Source organism: Leisingera sp. ANG1 (genome assembly GCF_000203975.2).
Taxonomy (GTDB): Bacteria; Pseudomonadota; Alphaproteobacteria; order Rhodobacterales; family Rhodobacteraceae; genus Leisingera.
This window is the reverse complement of the sequence record NZ_AFCF02000003.1, coordinates 344,128-366,311: the sequence shown is the minus strand read 5'-3', so window position 1 is coordinate 366,311 and position 22,184 is coordinate 344,128. Positions and strand designations below refer to the sequence as shown.

16 protein-coding genes and 1 tRNA gene are annotated in these 22,184 nt (G+C 58.9%); 8 read left to right on the top strand and 9 right to left on the bottom strand.

The features are described 5' to 3' along the window. Positions 1–1,332, top strand: a complete 1,332-nt coding sequence (locus tag GC1_RS07785; protein ID WP_019295390.1) for a TRAP transporter large permease — start codon at positions 1–3, stop codon at positions 1,330–1,332. A gap of 124 nt (positions 1,333–1,456) precedes the next feature. Here GC1_RS07785 and GC1_RS07780 read toward each other — a convergent pair whose 3' ends face one another. The 4 genes from GC1_RS07780 to GC1_RS07765 form a co-directional block, all read right to left on the bottom strand. Further along, entirely contained in the window at positions 1,457–2,485 is a 1,029-nt protein-coding gene (locus GC1_RS07780; protein WP_019295389.1) for a GlxA family transcriptional regulator, read from the bottom strand. Positions 2,486–2,489: 4 nt separating this feature from the next. Continuing rightward, entirely contained in the window at positions 2,490–4,454 is a 1,965-nt protein-coding gene (locus GC1_RS07775; protein WP_019295388.1) for an ABC transporter permease, read from the bottom strand. Continuing rightward, complete coding sequence (locus GC1_RS07770) at positions 4,451–5,482, bottom strand: quaternary amine ABC transporter ATP-binding protein (RefSeq protein ID WP_019295387.1); 1,032 nt, start codon at positions 5,480–5,482, stop codon at positions 4,451–4,453. The genes GC1_RS07775 and GC1_RS07770 overlap by 4 nt, the downstream gene beginning before the upstream one ends. Positions 5,483–5,552: 70 nt before the next feature. After that, positions 5,553–6,500 (bottom strand): ABC transporter substrate-binding protein, encoded by a 948-nt coding sequence (locus GC1_RS07765; RefSeq protein WP_019295386.1) that lies wholly within the window; start codon positions 6,498–6,500, stop codon positions 5,553–5,555. A gap of 185 nt (positions 6,501–6,685) precedes the next feature. On the opposite strand from GC1_RS07765, the gene GC1_RS07760 reads away from it, so the two are divergent. Beyond that, a complete protein-coding gene (locus GC1_RS07760; protein WP_019295385.1) occupies positions 6,686–7,378 on the top strand; it encodes a response regulator in 693 nt (230 codons plus the stop codon). Here the strand turns inward: GC1_RS07760 and torS are convergent. Then, positions 7,351–10,281 carry a TMAO reductase system sensor histidine kinase/response regulator TorS gene (gene torS / locus GC1_RS07755; protein WP_019295384.1) on the bottom strand — a complete coding sequence of 977 codons (2,931 nt, stop codon included), beginning with the start codon at positions 10,279–10,281 and terminating at the stop codon, positions 7,351–7,353. The two genes, GC1_RS07760 and torS, sit on opposite strands and share 28 nt — an antisense overlap. Before the next feature lie 94 nt (positions 10,282–10,375). Here torS and torT point away from each other — a divergent pair, with 94 nt between their 5' ends. The 5 genes from torT to GC1_RS07730 all read left to right on the top strand — a co-directional run bounded on the left by torT (position 10,376) and on the right by GC1_RS07730 (position 16,461). Then, positions 10,376–11,428 (top strand): TMAO reductase system periplasmic protein TorT, encoded by a 1,053-nt coding sequence (gene torT, locus GC1_RS07750; protein ID WP_052260491.1) that lies wholly within the window; start codon positions 10,376–10,378, stop codon positions 11,426–11,428. Positions 11,429–11,572: 144 nt separating this feature from the next. Next, complete coding sequence (locus tag GC1_RS07745; protein WP_036761822.1) at positions 11,573–12,778, top strand: YcaO-like family protein; 1,206 nt, start codon at positions 11,573–11,575, stop codon at positions 12,776–12,778. Beyond that, positions 12,775–14,139, top strand: a complete 1,365-nt coding sequence (locus tag GC1_RS07740) for a TfuA-like protein (protein WP_019295381.1) — start codon at positions 12,775–12,777, stop codon at positions 14,137–14,139. The genes GC1_RS07745 and GC1_RS07740 overlap by 4 nt, the downstream gene beginning before the upstream one ends. Before the next feature lie 24 nt (positions 14,140–14,163). Beyond that, the gene (locus GC1_RS07735) at positions 14,164–15,465 is read left to right on the top strand and encodes a hypothetical protein (protein WP_019295380.1); all 1,302 of its coding nucleotides are present in this window, start codon (positions 14,164–14,166) and stop codon (positions 15,463–15,465) included. A gap of 144 nt (positions 15,466–15,609) precedes the next feature. Then, on the top strand, positions 15,610–16,461 hold the full coding sequence (locus GC1_RS07730; protein ID WP_019295379.1) for a hypothetical protein: 852 nt from the start codon (positions 15,610–15,612) through the stop codon (positions 16,459–16,461). A gap of 54 nt (positions 16,462–16,515) precedes the next feature. Here the strand turns inward: GC1_RS07730 and GC1_RS07725 are convergent, their stop codons facing one another. After that, positions 16,516–18,285, bottom strand: coding sequence for an adenylate/guanylate cyclase domain-containing protein (locus GC1_RS07725; RefSeq protein WP_019295378.1), 1,770 nt, complete (start codon positions 18,283–18,285; stop codon positions 16,516–16,518). A gap of 85 nt (positions 18,286–18,370) precedes the next feature. Then, a complete protein-coding gene (locus GC1_RS07720) occupies positions 18,371–19,021 on the bottom strand; it encodes a GNAT family N-acetyltransferase (RefSeq protein ID WP_019295377.1) in 651 nt (216 codons plus the stop codon). A 282-nt stretch (positions 19,022–19,303) separates the two neighbouring features. Between GC1_RS07720 and GC1_RS07715 the strand changes: the two genes are divergently transcribed. After that, positions 19,304–19,380: transfer RNA gene (locus GC1_RS07715), tRNA-Arg, on the top strand. Between the two features lie 490 nt (positions 19,381–19,870). Here the strand turns inward: GC1_RS07715 and GC1_RS22145 are convergent. Then, the gene (locus GC1_RS22145; RefSeq protein WP_082020172.1) at positions 19,871–20,992 is read right to left on the bottom strand and encodes a flavin-containing monooxygenase; all 1,122 of its coding nucleotides are present in this window, start codon (positions 20,990–20,992) and stop codon (positions 19,871–19,873) included. After that, positions 20,989–22,086, bottom strand: a complete 1,098-nt coding sequence (locus GC1_RS07705) for a class I SAM-dependent methyltransferase (protein WP_019295375.1) — start codon at positions 22,084–22,086, stop codon at positions 20,989–20,991. The genes GC1_RS22145 and GC1_RS07705 overlap by 4 nt, the downstream gene beginning before the upstream one ends. Positions 22,087–22,184 lie beyond the last annotated feature (98 nt).

The following is a 22,184-nucleotide window of genomic DNA, read 5'->3' as shown; positions in this document are numbered from 1 at the left end:
ATGGATTTTCTGAACGATATCCTTGCCGGTGAGCTGGATACCTATGTCATCACCGCGGCACTGGTGGTGCCGATGGTTCTGCTGCTGTTTCTCAGCTACCCGATGGTGGTGCCGCTGGTGGTGGCGACGCTGATCGGCCTGGTCCATTTCTCGCAAAGCGACACCGGCGTGGTGATCCAGCAGATGGTGACCGGGATTTCCCCCAATGCGCTGATTGCGGTGCCGATGTTCATCCTGGCCGCTGACATCATGGCCCGCGGCCACACTGCCAACAACCTGCTGGGGCTGATCCAGGCCTATGTTGGCCATCGCCGCGCCGGTCTGCCGATCACCGCCTGTATCGCCTGCACGCTGTTCGGCTCGGTCTCCGGCTCGACCCAGGCGACGGTGGTGTCGATTGGTCAGATCATGCGGCCGCGGCTGCTCAAGGCCGGTTACAAGGACAGCTTTGTCATGGCGCTGATTATCAACGCCAGCGACATTGCCTTTCTGATCCCGCCCAGCATCGGCATGATCCTTTATGGCACGCTGGCCAATACCAGCGTCGGCGAGCTGTTCATCGCGGGCATCGGCCCGGGCATCGTGCTGGCGCTGCTGTTCTCGGTCTACTGCTACTTCTACAGCGTCTGGCAGGGCGATCTGATCTCGCTGGTGCCCAAAGCCACGGGCGCGGAGCGGCGGGCGGCGATCAGGAAGGCGATCCTGCCGCTGGGCTTCCCTGTGCTGATCGTTGGCGGCATCTATTCCGGTGCGGTGACACCAACCGAGGCGGCGTCCTTCTCGGTGCTTTATGCGCTGATCGTGGAATGCGTGATCTACCGCGAGCTGAAGCTGGACGACGTGCTGGATTCCGCGCTCAGCACCGGGCTGATCACCGCGGTTGTCTTCATCCTGGTCGGGGCAGGGCAGGCGTTCTCCTGGTACATCTCCTTTGAGCAGGTGCCGCAGGGGCTGCTGGAGCCGCTCAACCTCGAAGGCGCCTCGCACGAGTACATCCTGTTCATCATCGCGCTGTGCTTCTTTGTCGGCTGCATGTTTGTGGACTCTCTGGTTGTGCTGGTGATCCTGACGCCGATCTTCGTGCCAATCATCGACGCCTCCGGCCTGGACCCGGTGCTGGTGGGGGTCATGATCACGCTGCAGATGGCGATCGGTTCGGCAACGCCGCCGTTCGGCTGCGACATCTTCACGGCCATTGCGATCTTCAACAAACCCTATCTGCAGGTGATCCGCGGCACGCTGCCGTTCTTCCTGATCCTGGCGCTGATGACGGCACTGCTGATCTTTGTCCCGGGGATTGCCCTGTTCCTGAGAGACCTTGCAGCGCTGTAAAGCGGTATGCACCACAATGAGGCGGAGCGTTTGCTTCGCCTCATTGTGGCGGCCGCAACCGGAGGAAATAGCATCCTTCAAGTACCCAGCCGGCGCTCAAAAAAAGCTCCTGCCTCAGCTGCTACTACGGAACTGCGGTTATGCCGACCGGCTCACGGGTGTCAGGACGGAACGTCTGTTTGCGGTCCTGAACTGGTGTGATTCCGTAGAACTTTCGGTAATGCAGAGTCAGCGTTGATGAACTGGCATAGCCGACGGCATGGGCGATGTCTGAGATGCTGTCCCAGGAATGACGCACCATTTGCCGGGCGGCCTTCAGGCGTTGGCGGCGGTAGTATTCGCCAGGACTGAGGCCGGTGGCAGTGCGGAAGCTGCGCTCCAGCTGCCGGGGGGAGATGCCGGCCATGCGGGCGACATCGCGGATGCCGACAGGGGACTCAACGTTTTCCAAAAAGATAGACATCGCCTGTTTGACCGCTGGCGGCATTTCGTCAACCGTCCGGCCGCTTTGCAGCACCGGAACTTTCTGCCGACTGTTTGCGCTGCGGATGATGGGGTGCTGCAAAATGCAGGCAACCTCGTTCATTGCAGCCTCACCCAAAGCGTGGCAGACTAACTCCAGGCATACCTCGAACATGGCCGACGCTCCGGAAACTGTGAGCACCGAACCGTCACGCACAGCCAGCCTGTCTACAACCGTGCAATCCGGAAAGGCGGTTTCAAAGGCGGTCCGGTAGCTCCAATGCACGGCACAGCGCCGCCCGGACAGAACACCGCTTCGGGCAAGCGGGAAGACACCGCCTGCGACCGCACCAAGGGCGACGCCGTGACGGGCCAGGAAACGCAATCGGCCTGAGCTTGAGACCGGATCCTCTAAAACCGCTTCCGGCCCGGACAGCAGGAACAGGCAGTCAAGTCCCTCAATCTCTGCCAGGCTGAAATCCGCAGAAAACTCCATACCGGCAGAAGCTGTCGCAGGAGCGCAGGTCTCGGTTATCAGGCTCCAGGTGAAGACCTGACGTCCTGCAATCTCATTAGCGCTCCGCAATGGTTCAACGGCTGAACTCAGGCAGGCCAAGGGAAAGCCCGGCAACAACAGGAAGCCGATGCGGCGGTGCGGTGCAGGTCCGAAGTCGCTGGAATGCAAGGTCATGACATTACTCCAATCCCAGGGCTTCTTTCTTGGACCGCGCCCAAGTGGTGACCAAATGGTCCACCATCAGTCCCATGAAAGCGACGGCCAGGCCCAGCACCAGCCCCTTGCCCACATCTGTGGAAGACAGTGCCCGCTGCATTTCTTGGCCGAGATCCTGGGTGCCGATAAAGGCGGCGATGATCACCATGAACAACGAGAACATCACCGACTGGTTGACCCCGACCATGATCGTCGGCAGCGCCATCGGCAGCCGCACCTTCCACAGGGTCTGCATACGGGTAGCTCCGGACATGTCGGCCGCCTCGATCAGGGTTTCCGGCACCTGGCGCAGCCCTTCGATTGTGTAGCGCACCAGCGGTACCGCTGCGAACAGGACGACTGCGCCAACCACAGCCACGTCATTGACGCCGAACAGCATAACCACCGGGATCAGGTAGATGAAGCTGGGGAATGTTTGCAGGGTGTCACAGATTAGCAGGGCGACGCTGGCGCGCTTTTCATTGAAAGAGCCCCATATCCCCAGCGGGAAGCCCATTGCTGCGGCAATACAGACAGCGACGACGACTGTATAGACGGTGATCATGGCACGGTCCCACCAGCCGGAGATGGCGATAAGGCCGAAGAACGCCAGACACACCAGTGCAGAGCGCAAGCCACCGATGGCCCAGCCTACCGCTGCCAGCAGAGCCAGTACCGCGGCATACGGCATCCACAGGAAAGCATCGCGGATTGGAATAAGAACCCAGGTAATCAGGAACCAGCGCAACCATTGGGTGACCGGGTCGATCAGAACGATGAACCAGTCCGCCACAGCGTCAATCGGCTTGGAAATCGTGAAGGCGTCTCGGCGGCCGACCTGATCCATCAGCGGAAAAAATTGTGCGAGCACCAGACAGGCCAGTGACAGGCCGATGCCAAGCAGCAAGAACTTATGGCGGACAGCAAAGGATGTGCCTTTTTCAAAGTGCTCAGGCTGTTTGGTGGCCCAGGCCTTGGTGCAGCGGTCCAACATTACGGCCAGCAGAACGATAGTGATGCCAATTTCAACTGAACGGCCGATCTTCAGCGCCTGCAGCAGCTGCAGCAGCTTCTGACCCAGGCCCGGCATGCCGATAAAGCTGGCCAGCACCACCATCGCCAAGCATTGCATGATCACTTGGTTCACGCCGACCAGAATCTCGGTCCGCGCTGTTGGAATACGTACATAGCGCAATAGCTGCCAGCGGGTTGAGCCGCACATATGGCCGCTTTCGATCACCTCGTGCGGAACCTTTCGCAGCCCCAGCAGCGACATGCGGATCATAGGCGGAACTGAGAAGATGATGGTGACAATGGCGCCTGCCTTGGGTCCGACACCGATGAAGACCACCACCGGGATCATGTAGGCGAAATGCGGCAGGCTTTGCGCAACGTTAAGAACGGGATTCAGGATCCGTTCAAACGTCTTGGAACGCCAGGCGAGAATGCCCATCACAAGGCCGAACAGGATAGAGAAAGGGGCTGCAACGACGATCACGGAAAGGGTCTCCATCGCCCATTTCCACTGGCCCATGACGGCGATCCAAACAAAAGTGCCTCCGGTCAGAAGTGACAGCCGCCAGCCCTGCAGGGCATAGCCTATGACAAAGCCGATGCTAGCGATCACGGTCCATGGAATGGGGCCGACGCGGGGCCAGCGGTTTTTGCCGTACAGCAGGTTGGCAGTCACATCGAGCAGCCATTCGACCCCATCGGCAAAGGCTCGGGTCAGATAGAGCAGACCCAGATCGTCGCGCAGAAAAACAAAGATCGCGTTGATCCAGTCAGCGAAGGGTAGGATCAGCCACTCCGGCGGCCGCACCAAGCCGGCAGGCAGGACATAATTTCCGGCGGCCAGAACACAGGCCAGCGCGAACAGTGCCCAGCCGGTTCTGGCCCGTGTCCAGGTCTGTGGTTTTCCAGTCAGTATTATGGCTTGATCCGTCATGATGCCTCTCCCAGAAGCACATCCAGTGCTTCCTGGCGGTTCATTGCGCCGATCAAACTGCCTGCATTGTTGGCTACCGGCAGGAAGTCGCGGCTGTCATTGACCAGCAGCCGTGCGAGTTCCAAGATGGTCTGTTTTTCTCCGACTGGTGCGCCTGTCAGGCTGTGACCGTTCACATCGCGCGCCAGAACACCAGCGTGGACAACGCGTGATTTCTCGATCTCTTCGGTGAACTTGGCGACATATTCGGTGGCCGGATTCAGCACGATCTGATCGGGGGTGTCGCATTGCTCGACCACGCCGTCCTTCATGATGGCGATGCGGTCAGCCAGGCGCAGCGCCTCGTCGAAATCATGGGTGATAAAGACAATGGTCTTGCCCAGCATTTCCTGCAGGCGCAGGAACTCGTCTTGCATTTCGCGGCGGATCAGAGGGTCCAGTGCAGAAAACGGCTCGTCCAGGAACCAGATATCGGGTTCGATCGCCAGGCTTCGTGCGATGCCGACGCGCTGCTGCTGGCCACCTGAGAGTTCCCTTGGAAAATAGTCTTCGCGGCCTGAGAGGCCCACCAGTTCGATCACTTCCAGCGCGCGGGCGCGCCGCGCATGGCGGTCCTGGCCGCGCATCTCCAACGGAAAAGCGACATTGTCCAGCACGGTGCGGTGCGGCAGCAGTCCGAAGCTTTGGAACACCATGCCCATCTTGTTGCGGCGCAGGTCAATCAGCTCTTTCTCGGACATTTCGCCAATGTTCCGCCCTTCGACCTGAACTTCGCCGCCGGTGATGTCGATCAGCCGCGAAAGGCAGCGCACAAAGGTCGATTTGCCAGAGCCGGACAACCCCATGATCACCAGCATCTCTCCCTGGGCAATGTCCAGCGACACATCCCGCACCGCAGCGATGTAGCCAGCCTGACGGATTTCATCAAAGCCGGGGTTGCCGGTCAGCGATTTCAGGTACTGTTCCGGATTGGCGCCAAACAGCTTCCAGACGTTCTTGCAGGAAATGACGGGGGAGGCGGCGGTCATGGGTCTACTTTCGTTAGTAAGAAATCCGGGGCAGTGAACCGCCCCGGTGAGTTGGAGAGAAAAGCGGACGTCAGGAACCGGTCCAGGGTTTCCAGAGATCCTCATTGGCCTCCAGCCACTCGGCGGCGGCGTCTTCAGGTTCCATCTCGTCAATGTCGACCAACTTGGCCATCTCGGCGATCTGCGGATTGGTGAAACTTATCTGGGTCAGCGTTTCGTAGGCCGCTGGCCATTTGTCCTTCATGCCGTCCCAGGCGGCCTTCTTGAGATAGCCGTTTGCCGGGTTGCCGCAATCGTAAGTGGCATCCGGGTTCGGCCCGACCGCTGGGTCCTTGTCGCAGCCGTTTTCCCAGGCTGGGAACTCGACAAACTCGCCCGGCCAGACAGCTTCGGCGAAGTTCGGGGTCCAGTTGAAGATAACAACCGGTTTCTTGGTTTTCTCAGCGGCTGCCACTTCGGCCCACAGGGCGGATGCAGAGCCTGCGTTTACCACGGTGAAGTTCATGTCCAGCGCTTCCACGCGCTCGGCATCATGTTTGAGCCAGTCAACAGGTCCGCCCAAGAAGCGGCCCTTGTCACCGGTTTCCGGAGTAGCGAAGACCGCTGCGCAGTCGTTCAGAGCCTCCCAGCTCGGCAATCCCGGGCAGGCTTCCTTGGTCCAGGCCGGATACCACCAGTCCTCGCGGGTGACCGCGTTGTGGTCACCTGCGTCGTGCAGGCCGCCCTTGGCCAGTGCTTCGTTGAATGATTTGCCGAATGCTCCTTCCCAAACTTCCAATTCCAGTGTCACGTCACCCAGGCGCACAGATTCATAGACTGCCTGGCTATCGGTCGAGACGTATTCGACATTGTTGCCCATCGACTCGAAGATCTGGCCGACAACGTGACTCATCACAATCTGGCTGGACCAGTTGTGAATTGGAATGATGATGGGATCGGAGGAGTCTTCGGCCATCGCCATCGGAGCTGCCATCGCCAAGGCCGCAGCACTGGCCATAAGGTGGTTCCGGAATTTCATGTGTGTCTCCCTGTTGTCGCAGCCCCGGTCCTGATGGCCTGAGCGTTGTTGCTGAGTGAAAGCCCTGCTTTCGGAGACGGAGGCTAGGCCGCAGATGTGAACAGGTCAGCCTGAAGGGATGAACGGGCTGGCTATTTGTGTTAAAATTTGTTAACTGGCGGGAATATTGATGGGGTGAGACCTGTATGGCGCATATTTTGATCATTGAGGACGAACCGGTTACCCGGAGCACCCTCGCCAATTACCTGGATGCGCAAGGCTATACGGTTTCCCAAGCCGAAACCGCCGAGGAGGCCGAACGGATATTGCAGGCAAGGGACGTTGACTTGCTACTGGTCGACATCAACTTGCCCGGCAAAGACGGGTTGCAGATCACTCGGGAGCAGCGGGCGAAATCTGAGATTGGAATTATCCTGGTGACGGGCCGGGATGACGAGGTCGACAGAATTGTTGGACTGGAACTTGGTGCGGATGACTATGTCTGCAAGCCATTCAACCGGCGTGAGCTTTTGGCCCGATTGAAGAACCTGCTGCGCCGTACGAAAGAGGCACGGCGCCTGGCACGGCGGGTTTACAATTTTGGAAATTTCCGGTTCGACGTAGCAGCCCGGCATCTGCAAACCGTTGAAGGCGATAGCATTCCGCTGACCCGGGCGGAGTTTGAAGTGCTGGATATGCTGATCAGCCGGGCGGGCGAGGTCGCGTCCCGCGATGCGTTGATGAGCAGGGTTACCCACCGGCAGTATGGTGCAAACCCTCGCACCGTCGATGTGCTGATCCGGCGTCTGCGCGGCAAGCTGGAGGAAGAGCCTGCCAATCCCCGGGTCATCACCACCGTGCACGGTGAAGGCTATGTTTTCACTGCACCCTTGGGCTGATTTCTGTAGTCGCGTAATACGCTGTCTAGCGACTCCAGAATTTTGGGAGTTAGAGCGCTCAGTTCCCTCATGTGCTTTGCAGCCACTGACTGGTGCCCGTTGGCAGCCGCTTCTTCCAGTTCAGCAAACAGGCCAGCCAAGTCTTGTTGGCCAAAGCTGGCTGCGGCGCCCCTGGCACGGTGGGCTTCTTTTGCAAGCTGGGCAAGATCCTGCGCGGTATGGGCCGCGTCCATTCTCTCAAGGCCCCGGGGCAGTTCCTCCTGGAAGAGTGCGGCGATTTCCAAGGCCTTCTCGGCTCCAAGATCCTGTGTGTTTTCCTGCATCTGCCTATGTAAACTGGTATGCCTGTCCCTCTCAGGTGAATGCTGGCGGGCTGACAGGTAGACCGCGCCTTCGCGGCCTTGGATGACGCTCTCCAGTGCTTTTGCAAGTCGTTCCGGAGAGACTGGCTTGGCCACAAACCCATTCATTCCAGCCTGCAAGTGGGTTTCGATCTGCTCCTCCTGCACATGTGCTGAAATACCGATGACAGGAAGATTGGACAGCCGAGGGTCCGGCATCGCACGCAGGCGGCGGGTAGCTTCAGTTCCGCTGATGCCTGGAAGGTTCACGTCCATTAGAACAAGGTCAAAACGGGATGCAGGCAGCAAGGCCAGCGCGTCTTCTGCGGCAGTCACACATTGGCAGTTGTGGCCCATACGCTCAAGGTAGCCCTGCGCGACCATCTGGTTGATTTCATTGTCCTCCACCACCAGTATCGAAAGCGCAATCCCGGCATGGTTGATTTGAACCGGCGGCTCCTCGGGTTCCAAGGCCGCAGGATCGCCTGGCGCCAGCTCTACTGCCAAGGTGAAAACTGAGCCGACATTTTTTGTGCTTTCCATAGACAAACGTGCGCCGATGGCTTGGGCGAAATGCTTGCTGATCGCCAGCCCCAGCCCTGTGCCGCCGAACTTGCGGGCGGTGTCTGTGTCCTCTTGCTCAAATGCTTCGAAGATGCGCGCCTTGGCCTCTTTTGAGATACCTTTGCCGGTATCGCTGACCTCGAATGTGACCCGGTGCATCCCGGCTGTCCTGCCAGTGGTGCGGGCCCGCAGAATGACTTCTCCCTCATCAGTGAACTTGAGTGCGTTGGAGAGCAGATTGAACAGGATTTGCCGCAGCTTGGCAGCATCACCTTTCACCACATCAGGCAGTTCCTCCGGTGCATCGAGCCAGAGGTGCACTCCCTTGTCGTCCGCCCCCGGGCGCAGAAGGACGACGATGTCATCCACTAGGCTGCGAAGGGAAAATGTGACATCATCCCGTTTCAGCGCGCCGCTTTCGATCTTGGAGTAGTCCAGGATGTCGTTCAGAATTTTAAGCAGGTTCTGGCCGGAGACAAGCGCTGCCCGCAGGCGTTCCATTTGCCGGGGCGGCAGACCGTCGTCAGAGAGGCTGCGCAGCATACCCAGCACACCGTTCATTGGAGTGCGGATTTCGTGGCTCATCATTGCCAGGAATTCAGATTTGGCCTGATCGGCAGCTTCTGCCTTCTGCCGGGCCTTATCATGGGCTTCGACTTCTTCCCGCAGACGCTCGGTTTGATCATCCACCAGCGACTGGAGATTGTTGCGATGCTCCCGCAACTCTTGCTCGTTACGGTCGCGGACCTTTTCCAGTTCCATCTTGTCGAGCGCTTGCTGGCGGAACACCTCCACTGCCGCCTCCATACGGGCAATTTCATCCTGCCCGCGGGGGCGGACCGGGTGGTCCAGTTGGCCGCGCATAAGCGCGGCCATGGTGCCCGCCAGATTGTTGAGGCGGTGGGTGATGCTGCCTCGAACATAGAACCACAAGACAGCCAGCGACAGAAGGAAGCCGGTGATGGCGGCAAAACCATTGCGCAGCTGTGCCCGCTGAATGTCGGCGGCGGCGGCATTGCCCGAACTGATCGCCCGCGCTTGCGCCTGATCAGCGACGGCCGATGCCTCATCACCCAGCTGCAGCGCGGTGTTCTGCAGTTCCTGCTTCAGAGCGGTGATGCGGGTTTCGGTCGTCAGTATCCGGGCACGCAGGACGAATAGGCCTGCGTTGCTTTCTGGCAAGGTCTGCAACTGCGCTGCATACTTTTCTGCCTGCTGCCGTCGGCCGGGATCGCGAATTGCCTGGATCCGTCTGGATACGATCTCCAGGCGGCTGGTCAACGCGTTTTCAATTTTCTCCAATTCCTCCACAGTTCCGGCTTCCTCGATCCGGTTTATCAACAGTCCGATTTCTGCAGTTTGGGATCTGAGTTCGAACATCAGGCCAAGCTGAAACAGGTCCACCTCAATCAGCTTGTCCAGCAAATCGGTGCGGGCCTGCTCCTCCACTGGAGAGCTGCCCGGCCCGTAGAGGCTCGAAATGACGGCTGTTGTGCCCATTTCGGCATTTGCAACCAGCGTGTCGGCCATGCTCAGCAGGTTATTCGCGGCGGTCAGGTTGCGGGTGGTCAACTGCTTGAGCCCGCTGTGCAGCGCGATGCGGGTTTCCACCAGTTCATCAAGCAGCGCCAGTACCCTTGCAGCATCTGTAACGGTTTCCCGCAGCGGGCTGGATCCGGCAATACCGCCACGCTCCAGGGCGTCCAGCCGCCGGGTGAGCGCCCCGATCTGAGCGGACAGAAACTGCGCCCGGTTTGCCCGCTCCGCCTGAGTTGCGACACCTGCCAGTTCCGGGGCAATGGCTATGATCCGGGTGCTTTCCTCAGCCATGCCGCGGACCTCGGCGATGGCGGGAATGGTCTGGCTGATCACTTCTGCCTGTCGCCGTGCAAGCACACGCAATTCGATCAGCCCAAGAATCCCGGCAAGGGTTGGCAGTCCCGCAATCACGATGAATGCGAGGCTCAGTTTTCCGCCAAGGCCGAGCTTTCCTAACATTCAGGAACTTTCGCCTGCATTTGCCGTTTTCGCAAATTTGAATTTCCCTTTTCGGTTCCGCTGCCTATCCTCCAACCTTGGAGAAGGGGACCTCATGCGCGCAGTGTGGCTATTGCTTTTCACGTGTTTCAGCACAATGGCGACTGCGGACAGCTGGCGGCTGCAGGTGCCGCGGACCGCTTTTGACTACGGCAGCGGGCTGGAGGCCATGGACTATACGCCGCTCGAACGGGCGGAGCAGGAATGGCGCCTGTGTATTGCCTATCCGCACTTAAAAGATGCCTATTGGCTTAGTGTTAACTACGGCATGGTGGCGGAAGCCGCCCGGCTGGGGGTGTCTTTCAAGCTGGTCGAAGCAGGAGGTTATCCCAACCTCAGGCGGCAAATACAGCAGACTGAGGCTTGTGTCGCAGATGGTGCTGATGCGCTGATTCTTGGCACTGTATCTTTCGCAGGCCTTACCAGCACGGTTGAGCGGATTTCGGCTTCTGTTCCGGTAATTGCTGCTGTCAATGACATTGCCGATGCCGGGATCACGGCCAAAGTAGGGGTGTCGTGGACGGAAATGGGGGCCGAAGCAGGCAGGCTCATTGCCGCGCGCCATCCAAAGGGGGCACCTGAAGTCAAGGTTGCCTGGTTTCCAGGGCCGGTAAAGGCGGGTTGGGTGACCTTTGTCGAGGAGGGTTTCCGCGCCGCACTTGCTGGCAGTTCAGCCAAGATCGCGGTTACAAAATATGGTGATACCGGGCGCGAAATTCAGGTGCGGCTAGTTGAGGAAGCATTAGATGCGGTTCCGGACCTAGACTACATTGCCGGTTCCGCGCCTGCTGCAGAAGCCGCAGTGTCAGTGTTGCGTGCCCGTGGTATGCAGGGGCAAGTTCAAGTTGTGTCGGACTACATGACTCATGCGGTCTACCGCGGGGTCCTTCGCGACCGCATTATTGCTGCGCCGACGGATTTTCCCGTGCTTCAAGGGCGGCTGGCAGTCGAAATGGCAGTGCGCGCAATCGAAGGCCGATTGAATATCAAACACGCCGGGCCTGCCATCAGGATCTTTGACCGCAGCACAGAGTCAGGGGACTTGCTGGACCAGACCCTGGCTCCCGCTAGTTTCGTGCCTGTTTTCGATTTTAAGCCGCATCAGTAGGGCAAGGGTGTCAGGGCTACGCACATCCGGCTGCCCTGTTGTTGACCGCTAGCCTGCGGCCGGCCATCCTTCGGCTGTGGCCGCCAGCTGCTGTTTCGGACAGCACAGATTTATCGCGGCTGTCATGACTGCGAGACCTGACAGATGCCCGAGGCGCAGCAGAAAGGCTATTTGCATGACACCCACCGGCTGTGTGATCCTGCGCAGACGCTCGCAAGAGTGCGTCCGCATCTGACTGATATGGGGATTACCCGGATTGCCAATCTGACCGGGCTGGACAGAGTGGGCCTGCCCACGGTTATGGTTACGCGGCCGAACTCCCGGTCAGTTGCAGTGTCGCTGGGCAAGGGGCTGACGCTGGAGGCGGCGAAGGCCTCCGGTGTGATGGAGGCTATTGAGGCCTGGCACGCGGAGCGGATTAACCTGCCGCTGCGTTCAGCCAGCTTTCATGAATTGCAAAAAGAGGCCATGGTTGCGGATGTGGCGCGGCTGCCGCGTGTGACCGGTGCCAGCTTTGACCCGCAACGGCGGATGTTGTGGATTGAAGGCACCGACCTGGCAACTGGAACCCGGTTTTGGCTTCCCTACGAAATGGTGGATACTGACTATACTGGTCCTCCAAGCGGCGGGCAGGGGGCGTTCCCGCGCACCACAAACGGGCTGGCGTCGGGCAATAGCCTTGCGGAAGCTTCCTGCCATGCGATTTGCGAGCTGATTGAACGCGATGCGATAACACTGTGGCACCATGCGGCACCAGGCCCTCGTATTGATCCGGACACAATAGATGACGCACGCTGTCAAGAAGCGATCGGCCGGTTTGCCGCGGCGGGGCTGGACGCCGGTATTTGGAACATCACTTCTGACATTGGGGTTCCGGCTTTTCATTGCATGATCTGCGAGGCTGGCAGCCGGGTCGGACATATCGGCATTGGCAGCGGCTGTCACCCAGACAGGGCTATTGCTGCGTTAAGGGCGCTTACAGAGGCGGCGCAGACCCGGCTGACTTATATTTCCGGCGCACGTGATGACCTGAACCCTGAGGAGTTTACGCCAGCGGCTTCCGCTGAGCGAGCATCATATGTGCGCCGGTTGTTCTCCCAGTCCAAGGCCGTGGTCCGGTTTCAAGACTGCCCGGCGTTTTCCTCCTCTTCCTTCGAAAAGGATCAGTCATGGTTGCTCGTCAGGCTGGCAGCAGCTGGAATGAAGCAAGTGCTGACAGTGGATCTGTCGCGTCCTGGGTTGGGAGTATCCGTGGTGCGTGCAGTGATCCCTGGGCTGGAAGCGCCGCACGACGATCCTGACTTCATCGCTGGTACGCGGGCGCTACAAGCAGCGGAGGCAAGCCAGTGACTGCAGTGGTGTTCGCCGGACCGACTATCGGTGCGGAGGAGGCGCAAGCTCTGCTGCCAGGCTCCATCGTGCTTCCCCCTGCCGGTCAGGGGGATATCTACAGAGCAGCGCGCCAGGGTGCCGAAGCAATTGGGCTGATTGACGGTTATTTCGAAGGGGTTCCCTCGGTCTGGCACAAGGAGATCCTGTGGGCGATGGAGCAGGGCATTACCGTGTTCGGAAGCGCCAGCATGGGAGCCTTGCGGGCGGCAGAGCTTTCGGCCTTTGGTATGATTGGAGTTGGCAGAATCTATGCGGCTTATGCCTCAGGCGCGATCGCCGACGATGACGAGGTTGCGGTCCTGCACAGCCCTGCCGAGCTGGGTTTTGCACCGCTGAGTGAGCCAATGGTCTCGATCCGTGCGACGGTGGACCGCGCGGTCAGCGGCATGGTTTTGGATGCGGCACAGGCGGCAACGGTCCTTGAGACAGCTAAGGCGCGTTTCTACCAGCAGCGGACTTGGAAACAGATTTTGGCAGATCTTCCGGTGTCGCCCTGGCGGGACCGGTTTTCCTCTTGGCTGGAGACTGGCGCGATTGATGCCAAGCGCAATGACGCGCAGGAGATGCTGGCGCAGATGGCGGTGTTTTCTGGCGCTGGGGCGCCGGGAAATCGCCAAATGAGTGAACAAATGGAGGAGACTCTCGCCTGGCAAGGGCTGGTGCGCCGCGCGGAGGCGCAGGAACAAACATTGCAGGATGCAGAGCGGTGGGTACTGGACGAACTGCGGCTGAAACCCGAGCGCTTTGCCGAGTTCAGGAACCGGGCTGCGCTACGCTGCTTGGCACTGCAAAAGGTGCGCAAGGCAGGAGTGCCGCCTGAGCGCAAGGCTTTGTTGGCGCAGCTGAACAGTCACCGGCAGGAGCACAGCCTATTGCGCAGCAAGGATCTGCAGGCGTGGCTGGTAGCTAATGGGCTAACGGCTATGCAATATGAGGCAAAACTTGGGGAAACGGCTCAAATCTCCGAGGCTGTCAGTGCTTTGCAGAAAGAGCTGGAGCCCTGCTTGCTGGCGGAACTGCAGTTGGCAGGCGCTTTCGCCGGATTAAAAGCGCGGGCCGAGGCCAAGGAAAAGCTGATAGCGGAGCAGGCGCAGCCAGACAGTCACAAACAGCAGAGCGAGCGGTTACATATGACGGCATGGTATTTCGAATACGTCCTCCAGCGAGACATCCCGGAGGATCTTGAGGCGCACGCGTTGTCGGTCGGGCTTGGCACCGAGGAATTCTTTGAGCTGATCCGGCGTGAATTCATGTATCATCAGGGTGTCAACACAAGGCCTGCGCCGGACAGCAGGGACGAGGCAGGACAAGCCGGGTGATACCTCCGCAGGATTGGAGGATGTATGGACGATCCTTTTGAGACGGCAGAAGAAGCGCCGGGAACGCGGTTTCTGCTGTTTCCGCAATCACCGTTCCGAACGGACGAGCCGGTGCTGGAGCTGGTCGAGATTTCAGCCCCGCCGGGCACCATTGGTCCGGGGCCTTCGGGGCCGCGGATGTATACAGTTAACGCGCAGGGCAAGACGATCCCTTATGGAGCGATCGTGCAGGGGCCTGAAGGGCCAGGCATGTATCTGCCGCCCTGGCACGGTGAGCTGCATGCACCGCCTGAACCGGATGAGGACGGGCACTTCTTTCATATTGAGCCTTCCGACCCGAGGTTCGAAGCAGCACATCTTTTTGCCGCGGCGCATTTCACCTTGGATGTGTGGGAGGCCTATTTCGGCCATAAAATCCCCTGGCACTTCGCCCGCGATTACGACCGGCTGGAATTGTCGCTGCTGCCAAGCCTGGATAACGCGCACATCGGTTGGGGTTTTCTGGAAACAGGGGGTACCAGCGAACACGGCGATGAGTACCGCGCCTACAGCCTGAATTTTGACGTGGTTGCCCATGAGATCGGACATGCCATCATTTACAGCGTCACCGGGATGCCGGTTTCCGAGGATGTTCCGGGTGAATACTATGGATTTCACGAATCCGCGGCAGACATGGTTGCATTGATTGCATCGCTGCATTTCGGATCGGTGGTTGAGGAGTTGCTGGAAAGCACCCGGGGCAACCTATACACTTTCAACCAGCTAAACCGTTTCGCAGAGCTTGCCGGAAACGCGCAAATCCGGATGGCCGCAAACACACGGTTGCTGGATGATTTTGTTTGCGGCTGGAACAGCGAGCACGCGCTGTCCGAACCCTTGACCGGGGCAATGTTCGATATCCTAGTGGATATCTTCCATGAGCGGTTGCTGGTTCATGAACTCATTACACCGGAAATGGAGGATTTGTCCGACCAACTGGAAGACAGTCCCTATTACGGCGAGGTTATGCAGGCCCTATTTGATGACCGTTATGCTGCTGATCCGGAAGGGTTCCGTCTGGCGCTGCTGGAAGCTCGGGATATTCTAGGCTCCTATCTGGCGGCGGCGTGGAGCATGCTGGATGCGGAGACTCTGACCTATGCCGCGGTAGAGCAGGCATTGCTGCTGGTCGACGGAAATTCGACGGGCGGTGCTTTTCATTCGATCATCGAGGGCAACTTCCGCATGCGCGGAATCGGCCTGGTCGAGGCCGGTCCGCGCCTGGGCGAAGCGGGCGACGACAGCCACGCACATTCCGTGCGGACACGGGTTCCGGATGGATTGTAGCCGTTACTTCTGTAATTTTTTTCCTGTTTGTGATACTTTCATCCTGAGGGAGAGTTTTGCGGAAGCGGGGCAGGCGAGGTTTGCAGCCGGCACCTTGCGGAAGGATCTTCTGGTGTTGTTGTCATAGCCACGGGAGTATGTACGGTGGCCGAGTCTTTGCTGAGTTTCTCTGAAGTGCTGTTATTTGGACGCCTCCTGAAAGATCTGCAGATCGTCAGATCGGACGTCAAAAAGACGGTGCGCGTGGCGACTGTCGAGAAGGTGAACCTGAACAACATCGACACAGAACTGGACGGCGTGGAAATTGCCGAGAACGATTTGGTTCTGGTACGGCGAAACAACGCAAACGAGAATGGTGTCTACAAAGTTACCTCAGGTGCTGGCAACACTCTGAAGCTGGTCTCGGAGATGAAGGTCTCTGCCGAGGAGCGGGTTGCAGTTCTGGAGGGAACTGAGTTCGGCGATACCGTCTGGATCCAAACCAAAGACATTCCAAAGCAAATTTACAAGCAGGCCGGGCTTCGCGGCCGTGGCCGGAACAATCTGCTGGATGCCCAGCTCAGCCTGCACGCAAAGTTTGCACGGATATATGGGTTTGCTTACGAAGGCACCTATTTTGAACTGCCTGAGCCGACGCTGTTTCTGGTGCATGGAGAGGGCAGAAGCGCGACAGATAACTTGCCAGCCAATCAAGGCGCCCGTGCGCCTTTGGATCCGTCAGTGACAGGTGTTGCGTCAGCCGAGTACCAGTTCGCAAACGACATCATGGTCTGGGAGTATGACAAGGCAGATTACTCGATCCGCATGGATGTGATGACCGGTATGCTGGAGCAGGTGCTTCTGGATGTCTACTTTGGAGGCGGCCCAGACATTAGTGGAGCGAAGGTGAGCGGTGCCAAGGTCAGTGGCGCAAAAGTAAGCGGTGCTAAAGTAAGTGGTGCCAAAGTCAGCGGTGCCAAGGTCAGTGGTGCAAAAGCGCGTGGCTCAGGTGATTGAACCGGCACGCGCGGGCCACGCGAACTGCGGAACCTGCTGGTTCGAGGACCCGAGTTAAAAACCTGCCTTCTTCAGGCCCTCCACGAAATGCAGGGTGTCTTCCTCCAGGCGGTCAGGTTGAACCTTCGTCCAGCGGTCCAGCGAAAAATTCGGATGGGCCTCGCGGTGACGGGCAGCCATGTCACGCGCCATTTCCATCTTGCCGAGTTGGGCATAGCTGGCAGCCAGCATCCGCTGGCCCTCTGTCGGGTTATTCATCTTAGTCAGCGTGTCAATCACTGCATCGTATTCCTTGAGATTGTAGTAAGCCCCGCCCAAGTGCCACAGGTACTGATCCGGGAAGTAAGGATTGAGCCGCATGGCCTGTTTCAGGTTGCTGATCGCGGTTTCATTGTCACCGGAATGTGCCAGCGCGTCAGCGTAATCCGACAGCAGATCGGCATCATTCGGGTTGAGTGAGAGGGCGCGCCTGTAAGCGCCAAGAGCGGCATCATGCTCCTTACGGTAAAGGTGAACAAAGCCCAATTCGCCAAAGCCGCGGGCGTCGGTCGGGTCCAGTTCCACAGCTCTTTGCGCAAAGGCCAGGGCTGTGTCCAGCGCGTGGTCCGCATCCTTGGCCCAGGAATACCGCCAATCGATATTCATCGTGCGGGAAATGGCTGCCGATGCCCTGGCATAGTCCTGGTCCCGGGCCAGAGCCCTTTCATACAGCGTTTGCGCTTCGTGATTGTCTTGCCGTGTGTAACGGAAGATATACTGCTGGCCACGCAGCACATAGCCGTAGGCGGCAAGGTCAGCAGGGGCGGCTTGCGACATACGCTTGCGCTCGTGCGCTTCGATCAAAACCGCGGTGGCTGCAACGATGGCGTCTGTGACCTCATCCTGAATTGCAAAGATATCATCAATATCCCGGTCATAGCGTTCACCCCAGATGGTCCTGCCGGAATCTGCATCAATCAGTTCTATTGCTATGCGGATCCGGGACGCTGCCCGCCGGACACTGCCCCGTGCCACATAGCGCACCCCCAGTTCGCGCGCCGCGTCCTGAGGCGGCATTGAGCGCGCCTTGAAGAAGAATGCGGAATTGCGGGCAATGACAAAGAGGTTTTTGAACTTGGACAGGTTCAGGATGATGTCCTCTGTCAGCCCATCGGCAAACCAGCTGTCGGTTTCCTCGTCGCCCAAGCTAGTAAAGGGCAGCACCGCAACCGATGGAATGCCCGGCAGTTGCGGATGCGCAGGCGGGCGGTCCGGGCGTAAAGTCGCGGCCATCGCGGCGCCCTCGATTTCGCTGCGAACACAATAGGAAGGAACTGGGTCTGCAATGTTCTTGAGCTGTTGGGGGCCCAGGAATTCAAAGCCAAAGCGCAACCGGTTTCGGATCTGCTCGTACACAGCTGCACTGACATACACCCGGCCCGGTTCGGCGATTTCTTGCAGGCGGGCAGCAATATTGACGTTGTCGCCGTGAATACCGCGGTCGTCGACAAGGATTTCACCCATATGCACCCCCGCCCGGAATCGCAGCTGCTGATCTTCCGGACGCGAGTTGTTGTTCTGCTCGGCAATACGGTGCAGCTCGACCCCGAACTTCACCGCATCCGTGGCCGTTTCAAACAAGGCAAGTACACCGTCGCCCCGAACAGCAACAACCTGCCCGTCATGTGCCTGACAGGCGGCTTCAAGTTGCTCCAAGAGGGATTTGAGGGCACTGTAAGTATCGATTTCGTCGTTGCCCATAAGCCGGGCATAACCAACCACATCGGCAAACAGTACCGCCCCAAGTTGACGCCGGACTGTAGAAGTCTTGTCTTTGCCGCTCACAAGCTGACCTCCTCCTGCGAGAATGGCTGAGACCGGCCGCAAGCCGGATCCGCTGCCGTGCGGTACCAGGGCGGGCTAATGCTGTTCATCCGTCTGGCGGATCTTGCGGGCCTGGCGGCCAAGCCCAGCCAGAATCAGCTCCGCCGCGGAAGCCGACGCTGCAGGAGGCGTCTAGTTCCCGTGCCAGTACCTGGCGGCGGTCGTTCCAATCGCCGAGCAAAAGTCCGACACTGACCATGTCGAAATGCCGGCCTTCGGCGAACCAAGCTTCGCGCATCCTGCCTTCTGTTGCAAAGCCGGCGCGTGATGTCATTTGCTGGCTGTGCTTATTGTCGGCCCGGTAGTAGGATGTAACGCGATTTAGCCCGATCTGGCGGAAGGCAAAGTCCAAAACCAGTGCCATTGACCGGATGCCAATTCCTTGCCGGCGCCATTGCTCTTCTACGAACAGCGCTATGACGGCATCACGGTTCACGGCTGAAATGCTTTCTAAGCCTGAAATCCCGCAAAGTTCCCCGGATTCTGCAGTAATAGCAAACCAGCATTTTGCGGGGTTTCTTTCTGTTTCTTCAGCCGGACCCCAGGAAGTCTCCATTGCAGCAGTATTGCAGGGTGCCCTGGCAGAGCGGTCAAAGCGGGCCAGATCAGACACATTTTCGAACCAGACAGCCATTGTGGCGAAATCATCCGGTTCCAGCGGCCGGAGCCGGAAAACTGCAGACTCGCTCTCTGGCATCGGCGGCCTCCTTTGCCTTGCCGTATCTGTATCCCGGTGACAGAGCAGCCGGAAAATGAGTGGGTGCCTGACACTAGCACAATCTTTAGCAGATTTATGCACCCTTGGTCAGGCCTCTGTTAAGGAGCACGCATGCGGGGGCTGCAGCCGGACGGGGCGAATGCAAGCACCGGAGGAACTGCTGCTGGAAGCGCCAGAGCATATCTTGATGGCCAGAATCTTTGAACGCAGTATTTTTTGGGGTTGCGGCCTTGGGTTGGTGTGGTTAAACCCCGCCGCAGTGGACCGATAGCTCAGCTGGATAGAGTACTTGACTACGAATCAAGGGGTCGGGGGTTCGAATCCTCCTCGGTCCGCCACTTCCCAAATGTCAAATGCCAAGCAAAACTGACCTTTCTGTCAGATTGTTGACCCAATTCCCGTTATCTGCTCGCGGGATCTGTTAGGTTTGATCTGACTTCCTTCAGGAAAACTAGGGCTGATTTGCAGGTTCAATCGGCGAAGCTGCCTGTTCCTGCTGTGCCACCAGCTGCTATGAGCACCAGGCCAAATTGCTGCGGGCGCAGTCGGTCACTAGCAGCCCTAAGCGAACCTCCGGCCTGCCTCGCAGCTGGGACTGGTACTCATGCAAGTCGGGCGGTAAGCGGCCATTTGCTGCGACAGCGAGGACAGTTCGTGAGACCAAAAAAGAGGACAATCCCAACTGGGAAGTTTTAGGGTCCAAGCCGTTTGATTTCCAAGGTCGGCAAAGCCCTGTTTCCGGATTTGCAGTGCCGACAGGGTGCGCGGAACTCGGCTCGCTCACCGTACTTCGTTTGCCTGCCGGGTCGTGCAAACAGCCTTGATGCCTCAATTCAAATCTCGCGCGATTGAACGGGCAATCACCGGTGCTTTCTTTGAGATCGCCCGCAGCGATCCGCCAAGGGGCGGCGGCATCAGCGCGAACCGAAGCCCTGGCCGAACGGCCGTCTCGTAGCATCGCGGCCGTCCGGCTTCGTCCAGCACTCCAAGATGCCCGGCAATGCTTTCCAGCCCGCTGCGGTAGCCTGTCGCTGCAATAACAAAATCAGGCCGCAGTGTTCGGCCGTCATCAAAATGCACTTGATCGGATGCGAACCTGGCGATCTGCGGAAACACCGGGATCTTGCCGCGTTTCAGCTCTGCAACGAAGCCGCGGTCCACTGCTGGTGCCACATGCTCGTTTTTCAGGCGGGACGCCGCTCCCGCGCGGTATCGGTTCAGCCCGAGCTTGGATAGATCGCCAAAAGCAACCCGTTCCACCCCTGACAGTACTCCATCAGCCAAACGGGCGGGGAGATGTTCCAGGAGAGGCGCAGTCAACTGTAAAGGAAAGCCAAATAGTTCCGCGGGCACCGTCGTGCCGCCAGTACGCACCGAAACACTTAGATCAGCGGTTTCAGCCCGCGCCAGTACGTTCAGGCAGTCTACGGCTGAGTTTCCGGCGCCCGCGACCAGCATTGACTTGTTTCGGTATCTTCTTGCATCACCCATGTCCCGGGAATGCAAAATCGAACCGGAAAAGCCGCTGGACCCAGGCCAGTCGGGAAGAACTGGAGTGTGATCGAAGCCGGTTGCAAGAACGGCTTGATCCGCACGTATCTTGCCCTTGCCGGTTTTCAGTAACCATGTGCCTGCGTCGTGTTCCAGTTTTTGCACCGTGCAATTCACTTCGATCCGGCACCGGGATTGCCTGGCAATGCGGTCGAGGTAGGCGACATATTCTGGTAGCGCTGGCCAGGTGCCTGCGGTGCGTGGTATCGGCTGGCCCCTCAGGCCTGAGTTCACACGGTGCGTATTCAACTGCAGTTGCGGATGGCGGGACCGCCAGGCGGAGGCCACTGCGCTGCCGCGTTCCAGAATGAGCGGGTCAAACCCCAGCCTGCGGAGTTCACGCCCCAGCGCCAGCCCGAACGGGCCGGCGCCGACGACAACAATACGTTCATGCCTCATACCGGCGCCTCTTTCCGGCTGACAAACCAGACGTTCATCGGGTCATGCGGCAGAACACTGCGCACCGGTCTCTGGAAACCTGCCTGGCGCAGCATCGTTTCAGCCGTCTCCCAGCCCCACATGGTGCCGAGGCCCTTGCCCCCCTGCGCCAGAGACACTGGAGTGCAGTGGCTGCAGGAAATGGCATAGAGAAAGGCGGCGAAGGGAAAATCGAGGTTGTTTTCGAGCCGCACCGACCCGCCGATGTCCTGCATGAGGTGAACGCCGCCAGGACGCAATGCCCGGTGATAGGATTTCAAAAGCTCCTCGGGGTCCTTGGTGTCATGCACCGCATCGAAAGAGGTGATCAGATCGTAGGCTGAGGCTTCATCGAAACCGGACAGGTCCCGCACCTCAAACCCAACATTGCTCACGCCGCGTGACGCTGCGGTGCCCTGGGCCATCTCGATAGCATCCGGACAAAGATCAATCCCTTTGAACCGGCTGTTTGGGTGCAGTTCAGCCAGCCGGATCACCGCAAGCCCGGCACCGCAACCGGCGTCCAGAACGTCGATGCCCTGATCCAGCCGTTCGGCGAAATCGGAGGCCAGTGTTTGAATGATCTCGCCAATGCCAGCGACAACGGTCTGTTCACTGTCCTCGGACATGATTTGGTGAAAGCAGGGGTAATCGCTGTACGGAATTCCTTCGCCGTCTCGGAAGGCTTGCATCAAGCGGTCCTCGACCTTGCCGAAAAGCGCAACCGACTGAGCATAGACAGCCAGGTTCCCGAACGGTGCGCCGGCAGTCAGGCACGCGGCGTGTTCGGACGGCAGGCTGTAGGTTCCTTCTTGCGGCACATAGTCAACGATCTGCCCCGTCACCATTACCGCAAGCCATTCCCGCACGTAACGCTCGGCCAGCCCTGCGGTTTTGGCAATTGTGGCGCTTTGGCTGGGCGGCAGTGAGGTAAGCGTGTCAAACAGACCCAGGCGGTGGCCGACTGAAATCATAGCGGCCACGGCACCGTTGTTCAGGGTTGCTGCAACTGTGTCAAGAAATGCTTCGGCCCTGGTTTGGTCGAACACAGGAGGGAGGGCAGCGTGGTGGGTCATTGGTGGTTCCTTTCGAAATTTCTACCCCTGCCTACCCCCGGCCCGCGCATGCCGTCAGATCGGCTATGGACAGAAACGGCCCTTTTCGGACAAAATCC

Bases quoted from the DNA above. Each gene is read 5' to 3' on its own strand.
- GC1_RS07785 (WP_019295390.1), top strand. From the start codon at position 1: ATGGATTTTCTGAACGATATCCTTGCCGGTGAGCTGGATACCTATGTC.
- GC1_RS07780 (WP_019295389.1), bottom strand. From the start codon at position 2,485: ATGACCTTGCATTCCAGCGACTTCGGACCTGCACCGCACCGCCGCATC.
- GC1_RS07775 (WP_019295388.1), bottom strand. From the start codon at position 4,454: ATGACGGATCAAGCCATAATACTGACTGGAAAACCACAGACCTGGACA.
- GC1_RS07770 (WP_019295387.1), bottom strand. From the start codon at position 5,482: ATGACCGCCGCCTCCCCCGTCATTTCCTGCAAGAACGTCTGGAAGCTG.
- GC1_RS07765 (WP_019295386.1), bottom strand. From the start codon at position 6,500: ATGAAATTCCGGAACCACCTTATGGCCAGTGCTGCGGCCTTGGCGATG.
- GC1_RS07760 (WP_019295385.1), top strand. From the start codon at position 6,686: ATGGCGCATATTTTGATCATTGAGGACGAACCGGTTACCCGGAGCACC.
- torS (WP_019295384.1), bottom strand. From the start codon at position 10,281: ATGTTAGGAAAGCTCGGCCTTGGCGGAAAACTGAGCCTCGCATTCATC.
- torT (WP_052260491.1), top strand. From the start codon at position 10,376: ATGCGCGCAGTGTGGCTATTGCTTTTCACGTGTTTCAGCACAATGGCG.
- GC1_RS07745 (WP_036761822.1), top strand. From the start codon at position 11,573: ATGCCCGAGGCGCAGCAGAAAGGCTATTTGCATGACACCCACCGGCTG.
- GC1_RS07735 (WP_019295380.1), top strand. From the start codon at position 14,164: ATGGACGATCCTTTTGAGACGGCAGAAGAAGCGCCGGGAACGCGGTTT.
- GC1_RS07720 (WP_019295377.1), bottom strand. From the start codon at position 19,021: ATGCCAGAGAGCGAGTCTGCAGTTTTCCGGCTCCGGCCGCTGGAACCG.
- GC1_RS22145 (WP_082020172.1), bottom strand. From the start codon at position 20,992: ATGAGGCATGAACGTATTGTTGTCGTCGGCGCCGGCCCGTTCGGGCTG.
- GC1_RS07705 (WP_019295375.1), bottom strand. From the start codon at position 22,086: ATGACCCACCACGCTGCCCTCCCTCCTGTGTTCGACCAAACCAGGGCC.